We start from the raw sequence: 16,314 nt of genomic DNA on the forward strand, positions 1-16,314 counted from the left end.
TGCTATCGCGGCATTCGAATCTGCGGCGTCCACCAGGGTACGCCCGTCATTTGTTCGGCTTTCCCTCCGGCCAACCCGGGGACCTCGGGACCCATTCCCCCGAACGGCCCGGACTCCCGGCTGTGAAGGGGGGCTACGCCGGAGTGCCCACCGGGCGCGGCCTCAGATCCGCCGCCTCCAGGATCTCCCGCAGCCTGCGCTCCACCACCGGCAGCGTCTGTTCGATCGTGATCTCCCGCCCCAGCTCCGCCGAGAGCGACGTCACACCCGCGTCCCGGATTCCGCACGGCACGATCCGGTCGAACCAGGTGTTGTCCGGGTTCACATTGAGCGCGAAGCCGTGCATCGAGACGCCCTTCGCGATCCGGATCCCGATCGCGGCCAGCTTGCGGTCCTCCCGGCGCTGCCCGGCGTTGGACGGCGCGTACTCGGGACCGTTCAGCCGGGGGTCGAACTCCTCGTCGTGCAGACGCGGGTCGAAGTCGAGCGAGAGCCCGCCGGCCGCCGGCCGCTCCGCCACCGGGTCGCCCAGCACCCACACCCCGCTGCGGCCCTCCAGCCGGCTGGTCTCCAGGCCGAGGTCCGCGCAGGCGAGGATCAGCGCCTCCTCCAGCCTGCGGACATGGGCCACCACGTCCACCGGCCGGGGCAGCTTCATGATCGGGTAGCCGACGAGCTGGCCCGGACCGTGCCAGGTGATCTTGCCGCCCCGGTCCACGTCGATCACGGGGGTGCCGTCCAGGGGACGTTCGCTGTCCACCGTCCGCCGGCCCGCCGTGTACACCGGCGGGTGCTCCAGCAGCAGACAGGTGTCCGGGACCTCGTCCGCGAACCGGGCGGCGTGCACCTCGCGCTGCTTCTGCCACGCCTCCTGGTACTCGACCGCTTCCTCGCCGAAGCCCAGCCGGACGAACCGCAGCTCACTCACGGCACTGCCTCCCTAACGCGTTCACCATGCACTGATCGAGCCCCAGCCACTGTACGGCGGCACCGCCACGGACGACCGGCCGGAGTGGCCGGGAGACGACCCGGAGCCGGCCCCGGGGGACGACCCGGCGGCGAGCCGGAGCCGGCCGGGGGACGGCCGGGGGACGGATCACCCCGCAGGGCTGCGGCGCATCCCCCGCAGGAGGGGCGCGAACCGTCAGTACCACCCCCGATCCTCACACGATCGGATGAAAGTGGGGTCACGGCGGCGGTACTCACGGTAAGGGCCGCTACATTCACGCCGTTCCTTGAGGGCCACCAGGGCTGTGACCGGCCCGGAAGGCAGGAGACCGCATAGCTGATGACGGAACGACCCTCGCCGCGCATGCCCAACCGCCAGCTCGCCGCGCTCATCCAGGAAGCCGGATTCTCCCATGCGGGCCTGGCCCGGAGGGTGGATCAGCTCGGCCTGGAACACGGCCTGGACCTGCGCTACGACAAAACGTCCGTGACACGGTGGCTGCGGGGCCAGCAGCCGCGCGGGACCACGCCGGCGCTGATCGCCGAGGTCTTCACCCGCCGGCTGGGCCGCCGGCTCTCCGCCCAGGATCTCGGCCTCGACGCCTGTGCCCCCGTCTACGCGGGCCTGGAGTTCGCCGCCACCCCCGAGGAGGCCGTCGACATCGTCAGCGGACTGTGGCGGAAGGACTCCGGCAGCCACACCGAACTCCGCAAGATCGCTTTCACCCCGGCCGGTCTGGTGGTCCCCAGCCGGGACTGGCTGATCGGCCGGGCCGACGACCGCGTGGGCCGCAGCGAGGAGCGCTACGGCCGGGTCGGGCACACCGCGACCCGGGTACCCGCCCAGGGCCTCGGCAACGTCCCCCGGCAGCGCGATCGACTCCTTGAAGGCGCAGCAGGCGCAGCAGGTGCAGCCGGCGCAGCAGGTGTCGGCGGTGCCGCCGGACACGTCGGCCCGGCAGCGCCGGGGCTTGGCGCCGACCGGGGCCCCGGGCAGCGCGTCACCAGCGGTGACATCGCCGCGCTGCGCTCCGTCGGCGAACTCTTCCGCACCCTCGACCACGCCTACGGCGGCGGCCACGCCCGCCAGGCCCTGGTGCGCTACCTGGAGCACGAGGCCGAACCGATGCTCCGGGGCACCTACGGCGAGGCCGTCGGCCGCCGGCTCTTCGGCGCCGTCGCCGACCTCACCCGCCTCGCGGGCTGGACCTCGTACGACATCGCCGCCCACGGCCTCGCCCAGCGCTACTTCGTCCAGGCGCTGCGGCTGGCCCAGGCGGCGGGCGACCGGGCCTACGGCTCGTACGTCCTCGTCACCATGGCCCGCCAGGCCGTCCACCTCGGCCACGGCCGGGAGGCCGTCCAGCTCGCCCGGGTCGCCCAGCAGGGCGTCGGACCCGCCGCGCCCCCGGTGGTCCAGGCCCTCCTGCACGCCGTCGAGGCACGCGGGCACGGGGTCCTCGGCGAGGCCCGCGCCTGCACCGCGTCCCTGCTCCGCACCGAACGGGCCTTCGCCGCCGCCCGCCCCGCCGACGAGGCGCCCTCCTGGGCGCGCACGTTCGACGAGGCGCAGCTCAGCGACGAGTTCGGGCACTGCCACCGCGATCTCCAGCAGTACCGGCAGGCCGTCCAGTACGCCGAGCGCTCGCTCCAGCTGCGCCCGGTGGCGATGGCCCGCAGCCGGCTCTTCTGCCGGGTGGTCCTCGCCTCGTCCCGGCTCGCCCTCGGCGAGCTGGACCAGGCGTGCGCACTGGGGGCGGAGGCCGCCCTCCAGGCCGCCGAGATGCGGTCGGCGCGGGCCCTGGAGTACATCCAGGACTTCGAACGCCGGCTGGAGCCCTACCGGGACGCGGCGGCGGTACGGGGGTACCGCGACCGGGTCGCCGCCCTCGGCTGACCGTTCGGGGGCCGGTCCCGTGGACAGTCCGGCCCCCGGTACGAGCACCGGCCCCCGGACAGGCCGGTCCCGGTATGAGCACCGGCCCCCGGCGGTCCGGGTCAGGCCGCCTCCGGGCGGGCCGGCCGGGCCTCCGGCGGCCGGACTGCGAAGTCCCGCAGGATCGCGCTCGCCGTGCGCCGGGCCGACAGCAGCGCCCCCTGCACCGTGCTCGTCGCCCGGTGGTCCCCGCACACATAGAGCCCCGCGAGGACCCGCACCGGCCGGTGCACATCGTGCGGCGCGTCCATCGCGGGTACGGCGTACGGGTCGTGGTGCACCGCCAGCAGCTCCCAGTCGTCCGTGCCCACCCCGTACAACCGCGCCAGCTGCCTGCGTACCGCCAGGTCCAGACCCGGCGCCGGCGGTCCGAGGACCGTCGAGGAGATCAGCGCACCGCCCCGGGGCGCCCGCGCCGGGTCCACCTCGCTCATCACCGCCGTGTGCGACACCGGACCGCCGCCCTCCCCGTCCAGCACCAGCGACGCCCCCGTCGGCGGCGGCTGCGGCGCGCTGTGGTGCACCACCGTCACCGGGTGGAACCGGGGCACCCGCAGCCCCGGCAGCACCTCCGCCGCCTCCCGCGCGCCCGTCGCCAGCACCAGCGCCCGGCAGGACAGCGTCCCGTACTGGTCCGTGGTGACCCGGTCGATCGACGCGTCCCGCACCCGCACCCCGCAGCTCACCGTCCCCTCCGGCAGCGCCGCCGCCAGCCGCTCCGGCAGCAGCGACGCACCCCCGGCGGGCACACACAGCCGCCCCCGCGCGAAGCCCCGCAGCGCCAGATCGGCGCACCGGCTCGACGTCGTCAGCTCCGGGTCGCACAGCAGCGCGGACAGCAACGGGCGCAGAACCCCCTGCGCGGTACGGAACGGCAGGCCCCGCGCGGTCAGACTCTGTGCCGCCGTCCGCTCAGGGCGGGCCATCAGCCGCTCCACCGACGTCCCCGCGAGCCGGGCCAGCGACGCGCTCAGCCGGGCCTCGTCCAGCGGCCTGGGGGCGCTTGCCAGGGCGCGCGCCATGGTGAGTGCGCTCCTCGCGCTCCCCGCCTCGCCGGGGCGGCGCACGCTCTCCCCGGTCCGCTGGAGCCGCCCGCCACTGTGGACCAGCACCCCCGGCGCGAACGTCCGCAGCGGCACGTCCACCAGGCTCGCGGTGCGCCGCAGTTCCGTGTACGAGGTGCTGAGCAGCTGGCCCACCCGGTCCAGCCGGAACCCGTCGATCTCCTCCGTCGAGAGTCTGCCGCCCGGCCGATCGGCCGCCTCCAGAACGCTGACGCTGATGCCGGCCCTGGTCAGCCGATGGGCCACCGAGAGACCGGAGATACCGGCCCCGACGATGACGACGTCCGCGTGGTCCGCGATATGAGCGGTGCTGATGAGCACGTGCCCCTCCCCGAGGTCGGCGTGCGCGGCGTGCCGCTGTGCGGGGGACATGCCCCCGGCGGGCGCGTGGGATGCCCGCGTTCGCATCGAGCGTAGGGAGGGGGAACCCGTGTGCGACGCGCGCACGGAGCGGGGCACCGGAGCGCGGGGGCGCACTGGCGGAGGGGGCCGCCGGACGGCGGTGGGGGCGGGTGTTCCGGCTGGGCCCGGGGGGCCGTCCGGGGCGTCTGCGCCATGGATTCGGCGGGGGGTGGGCGGGCGTGGGCGGGTGGCCGCGCCCCCCCCGCGTGCCCTGGGGGGTGTTCCCGTGCCGGCGTCGGCGGGCAGCCGGCGGGCTGCTTGCGCCCCCCCCGCGCAGCCCGGTAGGCGTTCCCGCGTCAGCCCTGCGCCAGCGCCGCTCCGATCGCCTCCTCGATCCCCGGGAACGCGAACGTGAACCCCGACTCCAGCAGCTTCGCCGGGACCGCCCGCTGACTGCCCAGCACGTCCCCCGCCATCTCCCCCAGCACCGCCCGCAGCGCGAACTCCGGCACCGGCAGCAGCGCCGGACGCCGCAGCACCCGCCCCATCGCCGCCGTGACCTCCCGATTCGTCGCGGGCGCCGGCGCCGACAGATTCACCGGCCCCGCCAGCGACTCCGTGTCGATCAGCTGCCGCAGCGCCGCCACCTCGTCGTGCAGCGCGATGAAGCTCCAGTACTGGCGGCCGTCCCCCAGCCGCCCCCCGAGCCCCGCGCGGAACAGCGGGAACATCCGCCCCCACGCCCCACCGTGCCGCGCCACCACCAGACCCGTGCGCGCGTACGCCGTCCGGATGCCCGCCTCCTCCGCCGGAGCCGCCGCCTCCTCCCACTCCACGCACACCCCCGGCAGAAAGCCGTCCCCGGGCGGAGCGCTCTCGTCCACCGCCCGGTCCCCGGTCTCGCCGTAGTACCCGATCGCACTCCCGGACACGAACACCCGGGGCAGCGGATCCAGCGTCGCCGCCGCCTCCGCCAGCGCCGCCGTCCCCAGGACCCGGCTGTCCCGGATCTGCCGGCGGTACGCCTCCGTCCACCGGTGGTCGCCGATGCCCGCGCCCGCCAGATTCACCACGGCCTCGCACCCGACCAGGCCCGCCGCGTCCACGTACTGCCCCAGCGGGTCCCACTCCACCTCGTCGCCCGACCGGGACGGGCGCCGCACCAGGCGGACCACCTCGTGTCCGTCCGCCCGCAGGGAGCGGGTGAGTGCCGTGCCAATGAGACCGGAGGAGCCGGAGATCGCGATCCGCATGAAAACCAGTCTGCCCCGCGACCCCCGCGTGACACAGTTGCCGCATGGAAGAGTCGTATCCGCGCCCCGCCCGGCTCACCGACGACGCGGCGCTCGCCCAGCTCGACCACGACACCTGGTCGTCCCTGCACGCGGTCACCCCCCGCGCCGAGCCGCCCTTCGAGCCCTTCTTCCACGAGCGCACCCGGCCCGAGAACGTCCTCGTCGCCGAGGACCCGGCCGACCCCGCCGCCGGGCTCCTCGGCTACATCAGACTGGTCCCGCCCACCCCGCTCGCCTGCAACCGCCACGTCCTCCAGATCCAGGGCTTCGCCGTCGCCGAAGCGGCCCGGGGGCGCGGCGTCGGCCGCGCGCTGCTGCGTGCCGCCGCCGACGAGGCCCGGCGGCGCGGCGCGGTCCGGATGACCCTGCGGGTCCTGGCCCACAACGCGCCCGCGCGTGCGCTGTACGAGGCGGAGGGGTACGTGGTCGAAGGCATCCTGCCGGGTGAGTTCCTGCTCGACGGGGAGTACGTGGACGATGTCCTGATGGGGCGCGCGCTCTAGGTCCTTCGGGTGTCTCGGAGGGTGGGTCAGCCGGCGGTTCCGAACCGCTCCCACAGCAGCGGGAACCGCCGGGCCAGCTCCGCGTCGTCCTCGAAGTCGACCGGCGTGCCCAGCGGCTCCTCCGGCCCCGGCGGAAGCCCCAGATCCGGCGCCATCACGCCCGTGAGCTGCTCGTACGCCTCATCCGCTGCGAACCCCAGGTCCTCCCCGTCCCCGTCGATCTCCGGGTCGAACTCGTCCAGCAGCCCCGCGAGCGAGTCCGGGTCGTGCACCCCGCCCTCGAAGACGTCCCGGCCCTGCCCGATCAGCCAGCACCGGAACCAGTCGAATACGTCGTCACTCGCCCCGTCGAGCAGCACGGCCGCCGCGCCCCACAGGTCCCACGTGTACGCACGGATGTAACGGGCCTCGAAGTGCCGGGCGAAGTCCAGCACGGAATCCGGATCGAGCCGGGTCAGCCGCTCCACCAGCAGATCGGCGTGCTCCTCGGGGTCGCCCTCGGCGTCCTCGCGGGTGCGGTCCACGATCTCCCAGAACTCCGTCTCGTCCATCACGGGTCCAGCATCCAGGGTGCGGGCGGGTGGCGCGAGCGGAGGTGGTGCGGGTGGTTGTCGGGGGCCAGCCCCCGAGGCCCCCGCGCCTCAATCGCCGGCGGGGCTTGGTTTGTGCGGGTTGCCTGTGCCCGGCGGTGCGGGTCTGTGTTTCTGCGCCCTGGGCGGGGTGCGGGTCCGTCCTCAATCGCCGGACGGGCTGGTTTTGTGCGGCCTGTCCCGGGCGCGGGTGGTGGTGCGGGTTGGCGGGGCCTCCGGGCTCACCTCCTCGGGGTCGGCGAGCGTACTCACGAGGTCCGGTGCGGGCGAGTCTCCGCCGATCCCCTGCGGGGGCGACCCTGCACCCCCGCCCTCGTCCACGGCGCGGGCGACCGGTACCCCGCGCCGGGGGAAAAGAGGCGACCGGTACCCCGCGCCGGGGGAAAAGAGAGGTGGCCCCGGCCGCCTGTGCGGGGGAATGGAATGGCGACCGGGGCCGGGGGCCGCTTCCGCGCGGTGGTGCGCAGTGGCAAGGGACCACTGCCGCGCGAAAGCGGAGTCTGGGAGTTTCTTAGATCTGGTCGCGCGCTGCGGATATCAGCAGCCCGACTATGGAGAGATAGGCGGCTATGAGGACCGCCGTCGCGGCGCCTTCCTTGAGCTTTTTCATAGGGCACCTGCCGCGCTGCTGCGTTTGTTCGTCTCGGTCAGCTCGGGCCTGATCTGATCGGTGACGGTGGCGGGCCGGATGTCGCCCCGGGGCGCGTCCCACTCGCACCCGCCGTGCGGCGGACGGAGGTAGTAGCGCGTGCCGTACTCCGCCATCACCACGCCGATTGACCTGGTCACCGTGTCGAACGCCAGTGCACCGACGGCGAGTTGGGGATCCTGTCGTTTTGTGGGACCGTTCCCATCATCCACAACGGCTCCTCTCCGTAGTGGGCTCACTACCAAGTGACGTCAGCGTGGCCCATCAGGCAGGGCCCTTCAACTTGCTGGAAGTGAAGGAAGGAATGGTCATCCGGTGGTAAACCGTAAGGAGTTGAATCCGGACGCAGGGCCGGTCGCAGCGTTTGGCGTGCGTCTGCGCAGTTTGCGCGAGGCGCGTGAATGGACGCAGGAGAGACTTGCCGAGCGGTTGGACTACTCCAGCCAGCACATTTCGGCGGTCGAAACTGGTCGTAAGCCTCCGACCCGGCGTTTCTCGCGTGATCTGGACGCGTGCTTCGGGCTCGAAGGATTGGCCGATTCATTCGAACGCGCGTGGGGCGAGATCCGGCACGGCAACCTGCTCCAGGGCTTTCCGGAGTACCTGAGGTACGAAGGCCGGGCGGTGGAGATCCGGTTGTTCGAGGTCGGGATCATCCCGGGGCTTCTTCAGGCGCCGGGCTACGCGCAGGCGCTGGTGAACGGCGCCGTTCATCGCGGTGCCATCACGGAGGAACAGGGCGTTGAGCGAGTGGAGTTCCTGGCTGAGCGTCAGGCCGCGCTGGTGCGTCCTCGTCCCCCCATGGTGACGGTGGTGATGGACGAGAGCTGCATCCGCCGACCCGTCGGTGGCCGTGAGGTCATGGATGCTCAGCTGGCCCGGCTGGTGGAGTTCGCCGCGCTCCCCAACACTGTGCTGCACATCGCCCCGTACGACATCGGGGAACGCAGGACGTTCAACCGGCCGGTCAACTTGCTCACCTTGCCCGATTGCTCTTTGGTCTCGTACGTCGAGTCTCAGACCCAGGGGCACATGGAGCGTGAAACAACAGCTGTCAGGCCCCTGTTGACGGCCTACCATCAGCTGCAAGCCGTCTCGCTGGCGCAAGCGGCATCGGTGGACATGATCAATGAGGTACGAAAGGGCACCCCGTGATGACCACGATCGAACCCCTCCGCTGGGTCAAATCCTCCTACAGCGACAACGGCGGCACCTGTGTCGAATGGGCCCCTGCGTACGCGTCCGCCACCGGCGTGGTCCCCGTCCGGGACAGTAAGAGCCCGGCCGGTCCGGCCCTGATGGTCTCGGCAGACGCCTTCGCCGGGCTCGTCGCCCTCGCCCGCTCCACTCAGCTGTAGCCCCTCTCCATGATCCGCGAGTTACGAAAGGGCACCTCGTGACGACCGAATCCCCTCGCTGGTTCAAGTCCTCCTACAGCAACAACGGCGGCACCTGTGTCGAATGGGCCCCCGCCTACGCGTCCGCCACCGGCATCGTCCCCGTCCGGGACAGTAAGAGCCCGAGCGGCCCGGCCCTCATGGTCTCCGCAGACGCCTTCGCCGGGCTCGTCGCCCTCGCCCGGCACGCCGCCCGCTAGACCCCCGCGACGCCTCCGAGCCCCGCCGCCCCGAACGCCGGAGCGGCGGGGCTCAACCCCGTCCCACGCCCGCGCGCCGCCGAAGGGCTGACATCCCCGTACCGCCGGGGAATGCCGGACAGAAGCTGTCGGGTATCCGTGCGAGCGTCGCCCGTATGACACAGACACCGAACACCCCCCTCGCCGGACAGGTCGCCCTCGTCGCCGGAGCGACGCGTGGCGCAGGGCGGGCCATTGCCGTGCAGCTCGGGGCGGTGGGGGCCACCGTGTATGTGACCGGGCGGACCGCCCGGGGGAAGGTCAGTGAGATGGGGCGGGCCGGGGAGACCATCGAGGAGACCGCCGAGCTGGTCGACGCCGCCGGTGGGCAGGGGATCGCCGTGCCCACCGACCACATGGAAGCGGACCAGGTACGGGAGCTGGTCGCCCGGATCGACCGGGAGCAGGGGCGGCTCGACATCCTCGTCAACGACGTCTGGGGCGGTAACGCCTACCTCGACTTCGACACCCGGATGTGGGACGTCGACCTCGACCGGGGGCTGCGGATGCTCGACCTCGGGGTGCGGACGCACATCGTCACCAGCAGCATCGCGCTTCCGCTGCTCGTCCGGCGGCCCGGTGGGCTGGTCGTGGAGGTCACCGACGGGACCGCGCGGACCAACCGGGAGCCCCGGGAGAACTTCTACTACGACCTCGCGAAGAACGCGCCCATCCGCATGGCCCGGCTCCTCGGGGACGAGCTGATGGTGCTCGGCTGCACGGCCGTGGCGGTCACCCCCGGCTTTCTGCGGTCCGAGGAGATGCTGGACCACTTCGGGCTCACCGAGGAGAACTGGCGCGAGGGCACCCAGGCCCAGCCGCACTGGTCGCTGTCCGAGTCGCCCGTCTATCTGGGGCGGGGGGTCGCAGCGCTCGCCGCCGACCCGGGGCGGCACCGGTTCAACGGGCAGTCGCTGGACAGCGGGGAGCTGGCGCAGGAGTACGGCTTCACGGACAGCGACGGCAGCCGGCCCGATGTCTGGGGGTTCATCCTCGCGGAGAAGGCCGGCGGCGAGCCCGACCCGAAGGACTACCGGTGAGCGGAGCCGTACAGATCGGCCGTCCGGCGGGCCGCGTCCGCGAACCGGTCCCGTAGCTCTGCGGGCTCCAGTACTTCGAGGTCCGGACCGAGGGCGAAGAGTTGCGCGAAGGCCACGTCGGGGGACTCGACGGGCAGGGTCAGGGTGAGCCGTCCCGCCGAGTCGGGCGGGCCGGCCGCCGCGAGGGCCTCGCGGGCGGTGGACCGCTCGGTCAGGTACGGCAGCCGCCGCGCGCCCTCGGGGGTGACCCGGACGACGGCCTCCGAGCGGAGCAGGGAGCGGTTGAACTCTTCCGCGCGCTCCGACCAGAAGCCGGGCAGGTCGAATTCCTCGTTCCGTTCGAAGGGATCGTCCGGCGCTGGCTCGGTGGCCGATACGAGACGGTCCAGCCGGTAGACCCGGTACGAGCCGTCCACCCGCGCGCACAGGTACCAGACGCCCGCCTTGAGGACGAGCCCGTACGGCTCCAGGTCCCGTTCGACGGGCTCGTCCCGGCGGTTGCGGTACTCCACCCGCAGCCGCCGGTCCGCCCACACCGCCCGCGCCACCACCGGCAGCAGCTCGGGCGTCTGTGGCTCCTGGAACCAGCCCGGGGCGTCCAGATGGAAGCGCTGGGCCGCGTTCGCCGGGGCGTCGCTGAGGGACGGCAGCAGCGCCGCCGACACCTTCAGCCGCGCCGCCGACGCCGCGTCCTCCAGGCCCATGTCACGCAGGGCCTGCGGCAGACCGGAGAGGAACAGGGCCTCCGCCTCGCTGCGCCCGAGGCCCGTCAGCCGGGTGCGGTAGCCGCCGAGGAGGCGGTAGCCGCCCGCGCGGCCCCGGTCCGCGTAGACCGGGACCCCCGCCTCCGACAGGGCCAGCGCGTCCCGGGTCACGGTCCGCTCCGACACCTCCAGCTCGCGGGCCAGCTCCGCCCCCGTCATCGAGGGCCGGTTCTGGAGCAGGAGCACCATCTTGATCAGCCGGGCAGCGCGCATCCCCCCATCATGGCCGAGGGGGCCGCGCGCGGCCGTGGGGGATCACACCAGGGGTTCCTGGAGTTCGACCACCCACGCGGAACGGTCCTCCGGAGCCTCCAGGTAGACCTCGCGGGAGTACCCGGCCGACCGGTGGCCGCCGGCCTCGATCCAGCGGGCAAGGATCTGCTCCGTGGCCACGACGTTCTCGATCGGGCCCCGGTGCACGATCGTCGCCGCGTGCTCGACGGCCGGCAGGTCCACGACGGCGAAGTCCCCGCCGGCGCGGAGCGGCACGTCCGCGCCGACGGTGAGGGCCGCGTGCACCACGACCCTGCCCTCGCCGCCGGGGACCTCCTCGTAGTACGCGACCGACGGCCCGGTGGGCACCACTCCGGCGGTCTCCAGCGCCGTGCACAGCCGGTCGTACAGCGGCTGGATCACCGGGCCGATGTCCTCGGGGGAGTAACTCGCCGCCTCGGCGGACAGCTCCGCCACCCGGACGGCCGGGACGGACTTCACAACGATCTCGTCGCTGGGCATGTGCCCCTCGCTCTCGATGGACCGGAGCCTCGCCTCGACCTGGCCGAGCAGCGCCGCCGACCGCGCGACGGCCTGCGCCAGCTCCGCCCGGCGCAGGACCAGCATCCCCCGCAGCTCCTCCGTGGTCACCTGGTCCGCGAGGATCCGGCCGACCTGTTCCAGGGAGAGGCCGAGATCCTTGAGGGCGATGATCCGGTTGAGCCGGGAGAGCTGATCCGCCGTGTAGTGGCGGTAGCCGGTGAAGGGGTCGGTACGGGCGGGCCGCAGCAGCCCGATGGCGTCGTAGTGCCGCAGCATGCGCGGCGACACCCGGCCGTGCCGGGCGAAGTCTCCGATGGTGAACATGACTCCCTCAGTGCACCGGTTCACACAGTGTCAAGGTCAACATCCGCGGCGGGTGGCGCCCGGACAGGCCCTCAGGGCTACGCACCGGTCCGCGTGACCGGGGACCACACGCCGAACCACTGCTCGGCGCCGTACGCCTCGAACCGCTCCACCTCGGTGAACCCGAGCCTCGCCGCGAGGCGCATCGAGCGTTCGTTGGCGGTCTGGGTGGCGAGCACCACCGGCTCGCCGGGGAGCGCGCCGGCGAACCAGCCGAGTGCCGCCGTGCACGCCTCCGCGGCGTACCCGTGTCCCCACGCCTGCGGCAGGAACAGATAGCCCAGCTCGGCCCGCCCGGCGGCCTGAGGAAGATGTCCCGTGTCCTTGGCGAGGGTGATCCAGCCGATCATCTCTCCGCCGAGATCGACGATGAAGAGGCCGGGGCGCCGACCGGGCGCCCCGGGTATCTCGCGCTCGACCTCGTCACGCGGCCTGGGGCCGCCGAGGTAGGTGTTCACCTCCGGCGAGGCCAGCAGCTCGATGACCGCCGCCCGGTCCTGGGCCCCGGGCTCGCGGAGCACGAGCCTCTCGGTCCTGATCGGGGCGGGTGGCCAGGTGACGGGTCCGAGATCGGTCATACCGGCCAGCCAAGCAGCGGACCCCGCAGCGATCAAGGCCCGGGGGCCGGTCGACCGCGTCCGAGCGACCGGGTACGGGAAAGCCCCGCCGGGCGGACCGCGAAAGGGTCCGTCCGGCGGGGCTCAGCCGGGGGATCAGAGGCCGTAGCGCTCCCGGGCCTCCTTCACTGCCGTGGCCGGGACCTCGCCGCGCCGGGCGAGCTGCGCCAGCGCCGCGACGACGATCGACTGCGGGTCGACGCCGAAGTGGCGGCGGGCGGCCTCACGGGTGTCGGAGAGGCCGAAGCCGTCCGTGCCCAGCGAGGACCAGTCCTGCTCCACCCACTGGCTGATCTGGTCCGGGACCTGACGCATCCAGTCGCTGACCGCGAGCACCGGGCCCGGGGCGCCCGCGAGCGCCTGGCGGACGTACGGGGTGCGCTCCTCGCCGCGCAGGAGGGCCGCGTCGGCCTCCAGCGCGTCACGGCGCAGCTCGCCCCAGGAGGTGGCGGACCAGACGTCGGCCGTGACACCCCACTCGGCGGCCAGGATCTCCTGCGCCGCGAGGGCCCAGTGGATCGCGGTGCCGGAGCCGAGCAGCTGGATACGGGGGGCGTCGGCCGAGGCGGGGACGCCCTCCTTGAACCGGTACAGGCCCTTGACGATGCCCTCCTCGACGCCCTGGGGCATCGCGGGCTGCGGCTTCGGCTCGTTGTAGACGGTGAGGTAGTAGAAGACGTCCTCGGGGCTCTCGCCGTACATCCGGCGCAGACCGTCCTTGACGATCACCGAGATCTCGTATGCGAACGCCGGGTCGTAGTTGAGCGACGCCGGGTTCGTGGACGCGATCAGGTGCGAGTGGCCGTCCGCGTGCTGGAGGCCCTCACCGGTCAGGGTGGTGCGGCCGGCCGTGGCGCCGACGATGAAGCCCTTGCCGAGCTGGTCGGCGAGCTGCCACATCTGGTCGCCGGTGCGCTGCCAGCCGAACATCGAGTAGAAGATGTAGAACGGGATCATCGTCTCGCCGTGCGTCGCGTACGACGTGGCGGCGGCGATGAAGTCGGCCATGGCGCCGGCCTCGGTGATCCCCTCGTTGAGGATCTGGCCGTCCTTGGCCTCCTTGTAGTACATCAGCTGGTCGCGGTCGACCGGCTCGTACGTCTGGCCCAGCGGCGAGTAGATGCCGGCCGACGGGAACAGGGACTCCATGCCGAAGGTACGGGCCTCGTCGGGGACGATCGGCACCCAGCGGCGGCCGGTCTCCTTGTCCCGCATCAGGTCCTTCATCAGCCGGACGAAGGCCATGGTGGTGGCCATCTCCTGCTTGCCGGAGCCCTTCTCCAGGGCCTGGAAGGCACGCGGAGAGGTGGCCGCCGGGTCCGGCAGCGCCACCGCGTGGACGCGGCGGGCCGGGGCGGGGCCGCCGAGGGCCGCGCGGCGCTCCTGGAGGTAGCGGACCTCGGGGGAGTCGGCGCCGGGGTGGCCGTAGGGCACCACACCGGAGTCGAAGGCGCTGTCGGCGATCGGGAGCCCGAGCAGGTCGCGCATGCCCTTGAACTCGTCGATCGACAGCTTCTTCATCTGGTGGTTGGCGTTCTTGGACTCGAAGCCCTTGCCGAGGGTGTGACCCTTGACCGTCTGCGCCAGGACCACCGTCGGGGCGCCCTTGTGGGCGAGGGCCGCGCGGTAGGCCGCGTACACCTTGCGGGCCTCGTGGCCGCCGCGCGAGGTGTAGAAGCACTCCGCGATCTTCGCGTCGGTGAGCAGCCGGCCCAGCTCCGCGAGGGCGGGCTCGGCGCCGAAGAAGTGCTGGCGGATGTAGCCGATGTCGCGGGTGGCGTACGTCTGGAACTGGGCGTCCGGGACCTCGCGCAGCCGGCGGACCAGCGCACCCGTGGTGTCGAGCTGGAACAGCTCGTCCCAGGCGGAGCCCCACAGGGTCTTGACCACGTTCCAGCCGGCGCCGCGGAACTGGGCCTCCAGCTCCTGCACCACGCGGAAGTTGGCGCGGACGGGGCCGTCGAGGCGCTGGAGGTTGCAGTTGATGACGAAGGTCAGGTTGTCCAGCTGCTCGCGGGACGCGAGGGCCAGGGCCGCCGTCGACTCGGGCTCGTCCATCTCGCCGTCGCCGAGGAAGGCCCAGACGTGCGAGTTCGCCGTGTCCTTGATGCCGCGGTTGTGCAGGTAGCGGTTGAACCGCGCCTGGTAGATCGCGGAGAGCGGGCCGAGGCCCATGGAGACGGTGGGGAACTCCCACAGCCAGGGCAGCCGGCGCGGGTGCGGGTACGAGGGCAGTCCGGCGCCGCCCGCCTCCTGGCGGAAGTTGTCGAGGTGCGCCTCGGTGAGGCGGCCGTCGAGGAAGGCGCGGGCGTAGATGCCGGGGGAGGCGTGGCCCTGGATGTAGAGCTGGTCGCCGCTGCCGTCCGCCTCCTTGCCCCGGAAGAAGTGGTTGAAGCCGGTCTCGTACAGCCAGGCGGCGGAGGCGAAGGTGGCGATGTGGCCACCGACGCCCAGCTTGGAGCCGCGCGTCACCATGGCGGCGGCGTTCCAGCGGTTCCACGCGGTGATACGGGACTCCATCGCCTCGTCGCCGTCGAACGCGGGCTCGGCGGCGGTGGGGATGGTGTTGACGTAGTCCGTTTCCAGGAGCCGGGGCACGGGGACCCCGGCGGCTTCGGCGTGCTGGAGCGTGCGGCGCATCAGGTATGCGGCGCGGTGCGGGCCGGCGTGGTGGGCGACGGCGTCGAGAGATGCCGTCCACTCGGCGGTCTCATCGGCGTCGCGGTCCGGGAGCTGGTCCAGCTCGCTCGGAAGCAGCTTGGCTACGGGGTCGGTCATGTCGCCGCCTTCCGGAGTGGAGTGGGGAGTAGGGGGTGGGGGTGGTGCGGGTGCCTTGTCGGGCAGGACAGGGCGACGGGTGGGTGAACCCGAGGATGACTGTAAGCCGCTGATCGATGATCGATCAAAGTATTCGCACATAAAAGTTCTCCGGAGGGCGAAATTGGCATTCCGTGCCGTGAAATGGGGCACCCGATGCCAAGATGCGCACTTCTCCGGCGCTCATCTGTGGCGGGGTTGCTGCGGCTGGGCGATGCGTCGGCCTCGGCCCTGTCGCGAGTGAGCCGAAGGGGCGCCGCGGGTGTCGAAAGGGAGAACGCGCGGAAGGTCCGAGGTACGAGGACCAGAGCACGATCGACCGTCGACACTCGCTCCAGCGCCCCGGAGGCGAACCGAGCTGAAAAAATCATGGCCGAGGCGCACAGCCGAGGACGTGGGCCTTCACGAGGGCGCCGATCTGCGGGTCGTGCCGCTGGAACGCCTCCACCAGCGCCTGGTGCTCCTCCGCGTAGGACTGCTGGACCGTGCCCAGCCAGCGGATGGACAGCGCGGTGAAGACCTCGATGCCCAGCCCCTCCCAGGTGTGCAGGAGCACCCCGTTCCCGGCGGCGCGGACCAGTTCCCGGTGGAAGCCGACCGTGTGGCGGACCTGGCCGGCGGAGTCGCCGGTGCGGTCGGCCTCGTACAAGGCGCTGACGTGCGGTTCCAGCGCCGAGCAGTCCGTGGCGAGACGGTCCGCCGCCAGCTCGGCCGCGATCTGCTCCAGACCGGCCCGGACGGGATAGCTCTCCTCCAGGTCGGCGGCGGTGAGGTTGCGGACCCGTACGCCCTTGTTGGGCGCCGACTCGATCAGGCGCAGGCTCTCCAGCTCCCGCAGGGCCTCGCGGACGGGGGTCTGGGAGACCTTCAGCTCGGTGGCGATGCCCCGCTCCACGATCCGCTCGCCGGGCTTCCAGCGGCCGCTGACGATGCCCTCCACGATGTGGGCACGGATCTGTTCCCGCAACGACTGGACGACGGGCGGGGTCATGTG

General features: G+C 72.6%; 16 protein-coding genes. 6 read left to right on the plus strand and 10 right to left on the minus strand.

The genetic code is table 11. The features are described 5' to 3' along the window. Positions 1 to 133: 133 nt before the first annotated feature. Positions 134 to 928: a lipoyl(octanoyl) transferase LipB gene (lipB, locus tag SYYSPA8_RS07325; RefSeq protein WP_323446130.1), complete on the minus strand. Its 795-nt coding sequence runs from the start codon at positions 926 to 928 to the stop codon at positions 134 to 136. Between the two features lie 360 nt (positions 929 to 1,288). Between lipB and SYYSPA8_RS07330 the strand changes: the two genes are divergently transcribed. Further along, on the plus strand, positions 1,289 to 2,845 hold the full coding sequence (locus tag SYYSPA8_RS07330) for a regulator (RefSeq protein ID WP_323446131.1): 1,557 nt from the start codon (positions 1,289 to 1,291) through the stop codon (positions 2,843 to 2,845). 101 nt (positions 2,846 to 2,946) lie between these two features. Here SYYSPA8_RS07330 and SYYSPA8_RS07335 read toward each other — a convergent pair whose 3' ends face one another. Continuing rightward, complete coding sequence (locus SYYSPA8_RS07335) at positions 2,947 to 4,269, minus strand: NAD(P)/FAD-dependent oxidoreductase (RefSeq protein ID WP_323446132.1); 1,323 nt, start codon at positions 4,267 to 4,269, stop codon at positions 2,947 to 2,949. A gap of 377 nt (positions 4,270 to 4,646) precedes the next feature. After that, positions 4,647 to 5,543 (minus strand): TIGR01777 family oxidoreductase, encoded by an 897-nt coding sequence (locus tag SYYSPA8_RS07340; protein ID WP_323446133.1) that lies wholly within the window; start codon positions 5,541 to 5,543, stop codon positions 4,647 to 4,649. Between the two features lie 44 nt (positions 5,544 to 5,587). Here SYYSPA8_RS07340 and SYYSPA8_RS07345 point away from each other — a divergent pair, with 44 nt between their 5' ends. Continuing rightward, positions 5,588 to 6,088, plus strand: coding sequence for a GNAT family N-acetyltransferase (locus SYYSPA8_RS07345; protein WP_323446134.1), 501 nt, complete (start codon positions 5,588 to 5,590; stop codon positions 6,086 to 6,088). A 26-nt stretch (positions 6,089 to 6,114) separates the two neighbouring features. Here SYYSPA8_RS07345 and SYYSPA8_RS07350 read toward each other — a convergent pair whose 3' ends face one another. Further along, positions 6,115 to 6,639, minus strand: a complete 525-nt coding sequence (locus SYYSPA8_RS07350) for a DUF4240 domain-containing protein (RefSeq protein WP_323446340.1) — start codon at positions 6,637 to 6,639, stop codon at positions 6,115 to 6,117. 645 nt (positions 6,640 to 7,284) lie between these two features. Then, the gene (locus SYYSPA8_RS07355) at positions 7,285 to 7,467 is read right to left on the minus strand and encodes a hypothetical protein (RefSeq protein ID WP_323446135.1); all 183 of its coding nucleotides are present in this window, start codon (positions 7,465 to 7,467) and stop codon (positions 7,285 to 7,287) included. A gap of 175 nt (positions 7,468 to 7,642) precedes the next feature. Between SYYSPA8_RS07355 and SYYSPA8_RS07360 the strand changes: the two genes are divergently transcribed. From SYYSPA8_RS07360 to SYYSPA8_RS07375, 4 genes are all read left to right on the plus strand, one after another. After that, the gene (locus SYYSPA8_RS07360) at positions 7,643 to 8,482 is read left to right on the plus strand and encodes a helix-turn-helix domain-containing protein (protein WP_323446136.1); all 840 of its coding nucleotides are present in this window, start codon (positions 7,643 to 7,645) and stop codon (positions 8,480 to 8,482) included. Then, entirely contained in the window at positions 8,482 to 8,685 is a 204-nt protein-coding gene (locus tag SYYSPA8_RS07365) for a DUF397 domain-containing protein (protein ID WP_323446137.1), read from the plus strand. The genes SYYSPA8_RS07360 and SYYSPA8_RS07365 overlap by 1 nt, the downstream gene beginning before the upstream one ends. 38 nt (positions 8,686 to 8,723) lie before the next feature. Continuing rightward, positions 8,724 to 8,924 carry a DUF397 domain-containing protein gene (locus tag SYYSPA8_RS07370; protein WP_323446138.1) on the plus strand — a complete coding sequence of 67 codons (201 nt, stop codon included), beginning with the start codon at positions 8,724 to 8,726 and terminating at the stop codon, positions 8,922 to 8,924. Positions 8,925 to 9,079: 155 nt separating this feature from the next. After that, positions 9,080 to 10,003: an SDR family oxidoreductase gene (locus SYYSPA8_RS07375; RefSeq protein WP_323446139.1), complete on the plus strand. Its 924-nt coding sequence runs from the start codon at positions 9,080 to 9,082 to the stop codon at positions 10,001 to 10,003. Here the strand turns inward: SYYSPA8_RS07375 and SYYSPA8_RS07380 are convergent. From SYYSPA8_RS07380 to SYYSPA8_RS07400, 5 genes are all read right to left on the minus strand, one after another. Then, positions 9,994 to 10,980 (minus strand): helix-turn-helix transcriptional regulator, encoded by a 987-nt coding sequence (locus SYYSPA8_RS07380; RefSeq protein ID WP_323446140.1) that lies wholly within the window; start codon positions 10,978 to 10,980, stop codon positions 9,994 to 9,996. The two genes, SYYSPA8_RS07375 and SYYSPA8_RS07380, sit on opposite strands and share 10 nt — an antisense overlap. A 42-nt stretch (positions 10,981 to 11,022) precedes the next feature. Next, the gene (locus tag SYYSPA8_RS07385) at positions 11,023 to 11,847 is read right to left on the minus strand and encodes a MerR family transcriptional regulator (protein ID WP_323446141.1); all 825 of its coding nucleotides are present in this window, start codon (positions 11,845 to 11,847) and stop codon (positions 11,023 to 11,025) included. Positions 11,848 to 11,924: 77 nt separating this feature from the next. Continuing rightward, a complete protein-coding gene (locus tag SYYSPA8_RS07390; protein ID WP_323446142.1) occupies positions 11,925 to 12,464 on the minus strand; it encodes a GNAT family N-acetyltransferase in 540 nt (179 codons plus the stop codon). 135 nt (positions 12,465 to 12,599) lie between these two features. Continuing rightward, on the minus strand, positions 12,600 to 15,281 hold the full coding sequence (gene aceE / locus SYYSPA8_RS07395) for a pyruvate dehydrogenase (acetyl-transferring), homodimeric type (RefSeq protein ID WP_323446143.1): 2,682 nt from the start codon (positions 15,279 to 15,281) through the stop codon (positions 12,600 to 12,602). A gap of 406 nt (positions 15,282 to 15,687) precedes the next feature. After that, a complete protein-coding gene (locus SYYSPA8_RS07400) occupies positions 15,688 to 16,311 on the minus strand; it encodes a GntR family transcriptional regulator (protein WP_323446144.1) in 624 nt (207 codons plus the stop codon). Between the last annotated feature and the right edge of the window lie 3 nt (positions 16,312 to 16,314).

Source organism: Streptomyces yaizuensis (assembly GCF_034961445.1).
GTDB classification, from domain to species: domain Bacteria; phylum Actinomycetota; class Actinomycetes; order Streptomycetales; family Streptomycetaceae; genus Streptomyces; species Streptomyces yaizuensis.

Coding starts and splice junctions, on each gene's coding strand:
- SYYSPA8_RS07380 (WP_323446140.1), bottom strand. CDS start 10,980: ATGCGCGCTGCCCGGCTGATCAAGATGGTGCTCCTGCTCCAGAACCGG.
- aceE (WP_323446143.1), bottom strand. CDS start 15,281: ATGACCGACCCCGTAGCCAAGCTGCTTCCGAGCGAGCTGGACCAGCTC.
- SYYSPA8_RS07390 (WP_323446142.1), bottom strand. CDS start 12,464: ATGACCGATCTCGGACCCGTCACCTGGCCACCCGCCCCGATCAGGACC.
- SYYSPA8_RS07330 (WP_323446131.1), top strand. CDS start 1,289: ATGACGGAACGACCCTCGCCGCGCATGCCCAACCGCCAGCTCGCCGCG.
- SYYSPA8_RS07400 (WP_323446144.1), bottom strand. CDS start 16,311: ATGACCCCGCCCGTCGTCCAGTCGTTGCGGGAACAGATCCGTGCCCAC.
- SYYSPA8_RS07345 (WP_323446134.1), top strand. CDS start 5,588: ATGGAAGAGTCGTATCCGCGCCCCGCCCGGCTCACCGACGACGCGGCG.
- SYYSPA8_RS07365 (WP_323446137.1), top strand. CDS start 8,482: ATGACCACGATCGAACCCCTCCGCTGGGTCAAATCCTCCTACAGCGAC.
- SYYSPA8_RS07385 (WP_323446141.1), bottom strand. CDS start 11,847: ATGTTCACCATCGGAGACTTCGCCCGGCACGGCCGGGTGTCGCCGCGC.
- SYYSPA8_RS07350 (WP_323446340.1), bottom strand. CDS start 6,639: ATGGACGAGACGGAGTTCTGGGAGATCGTGGACCGCACCCGCGAGGAC.
- SYYSPA8_RS07375 (WP_323446139.1), top strand. CDS start 9,080: ATGACACAGACACCGAACACCCCCCTCGCCGGACAGGTCGCCCTCGTC.
- SYYSPA8_RS07340 (WP_323446133.1), bottom strand. CDS start 5,543: ATGCGGATCGCGATCTCCGGCTCCTCCGGTCTCATTGGCACGGCACTC.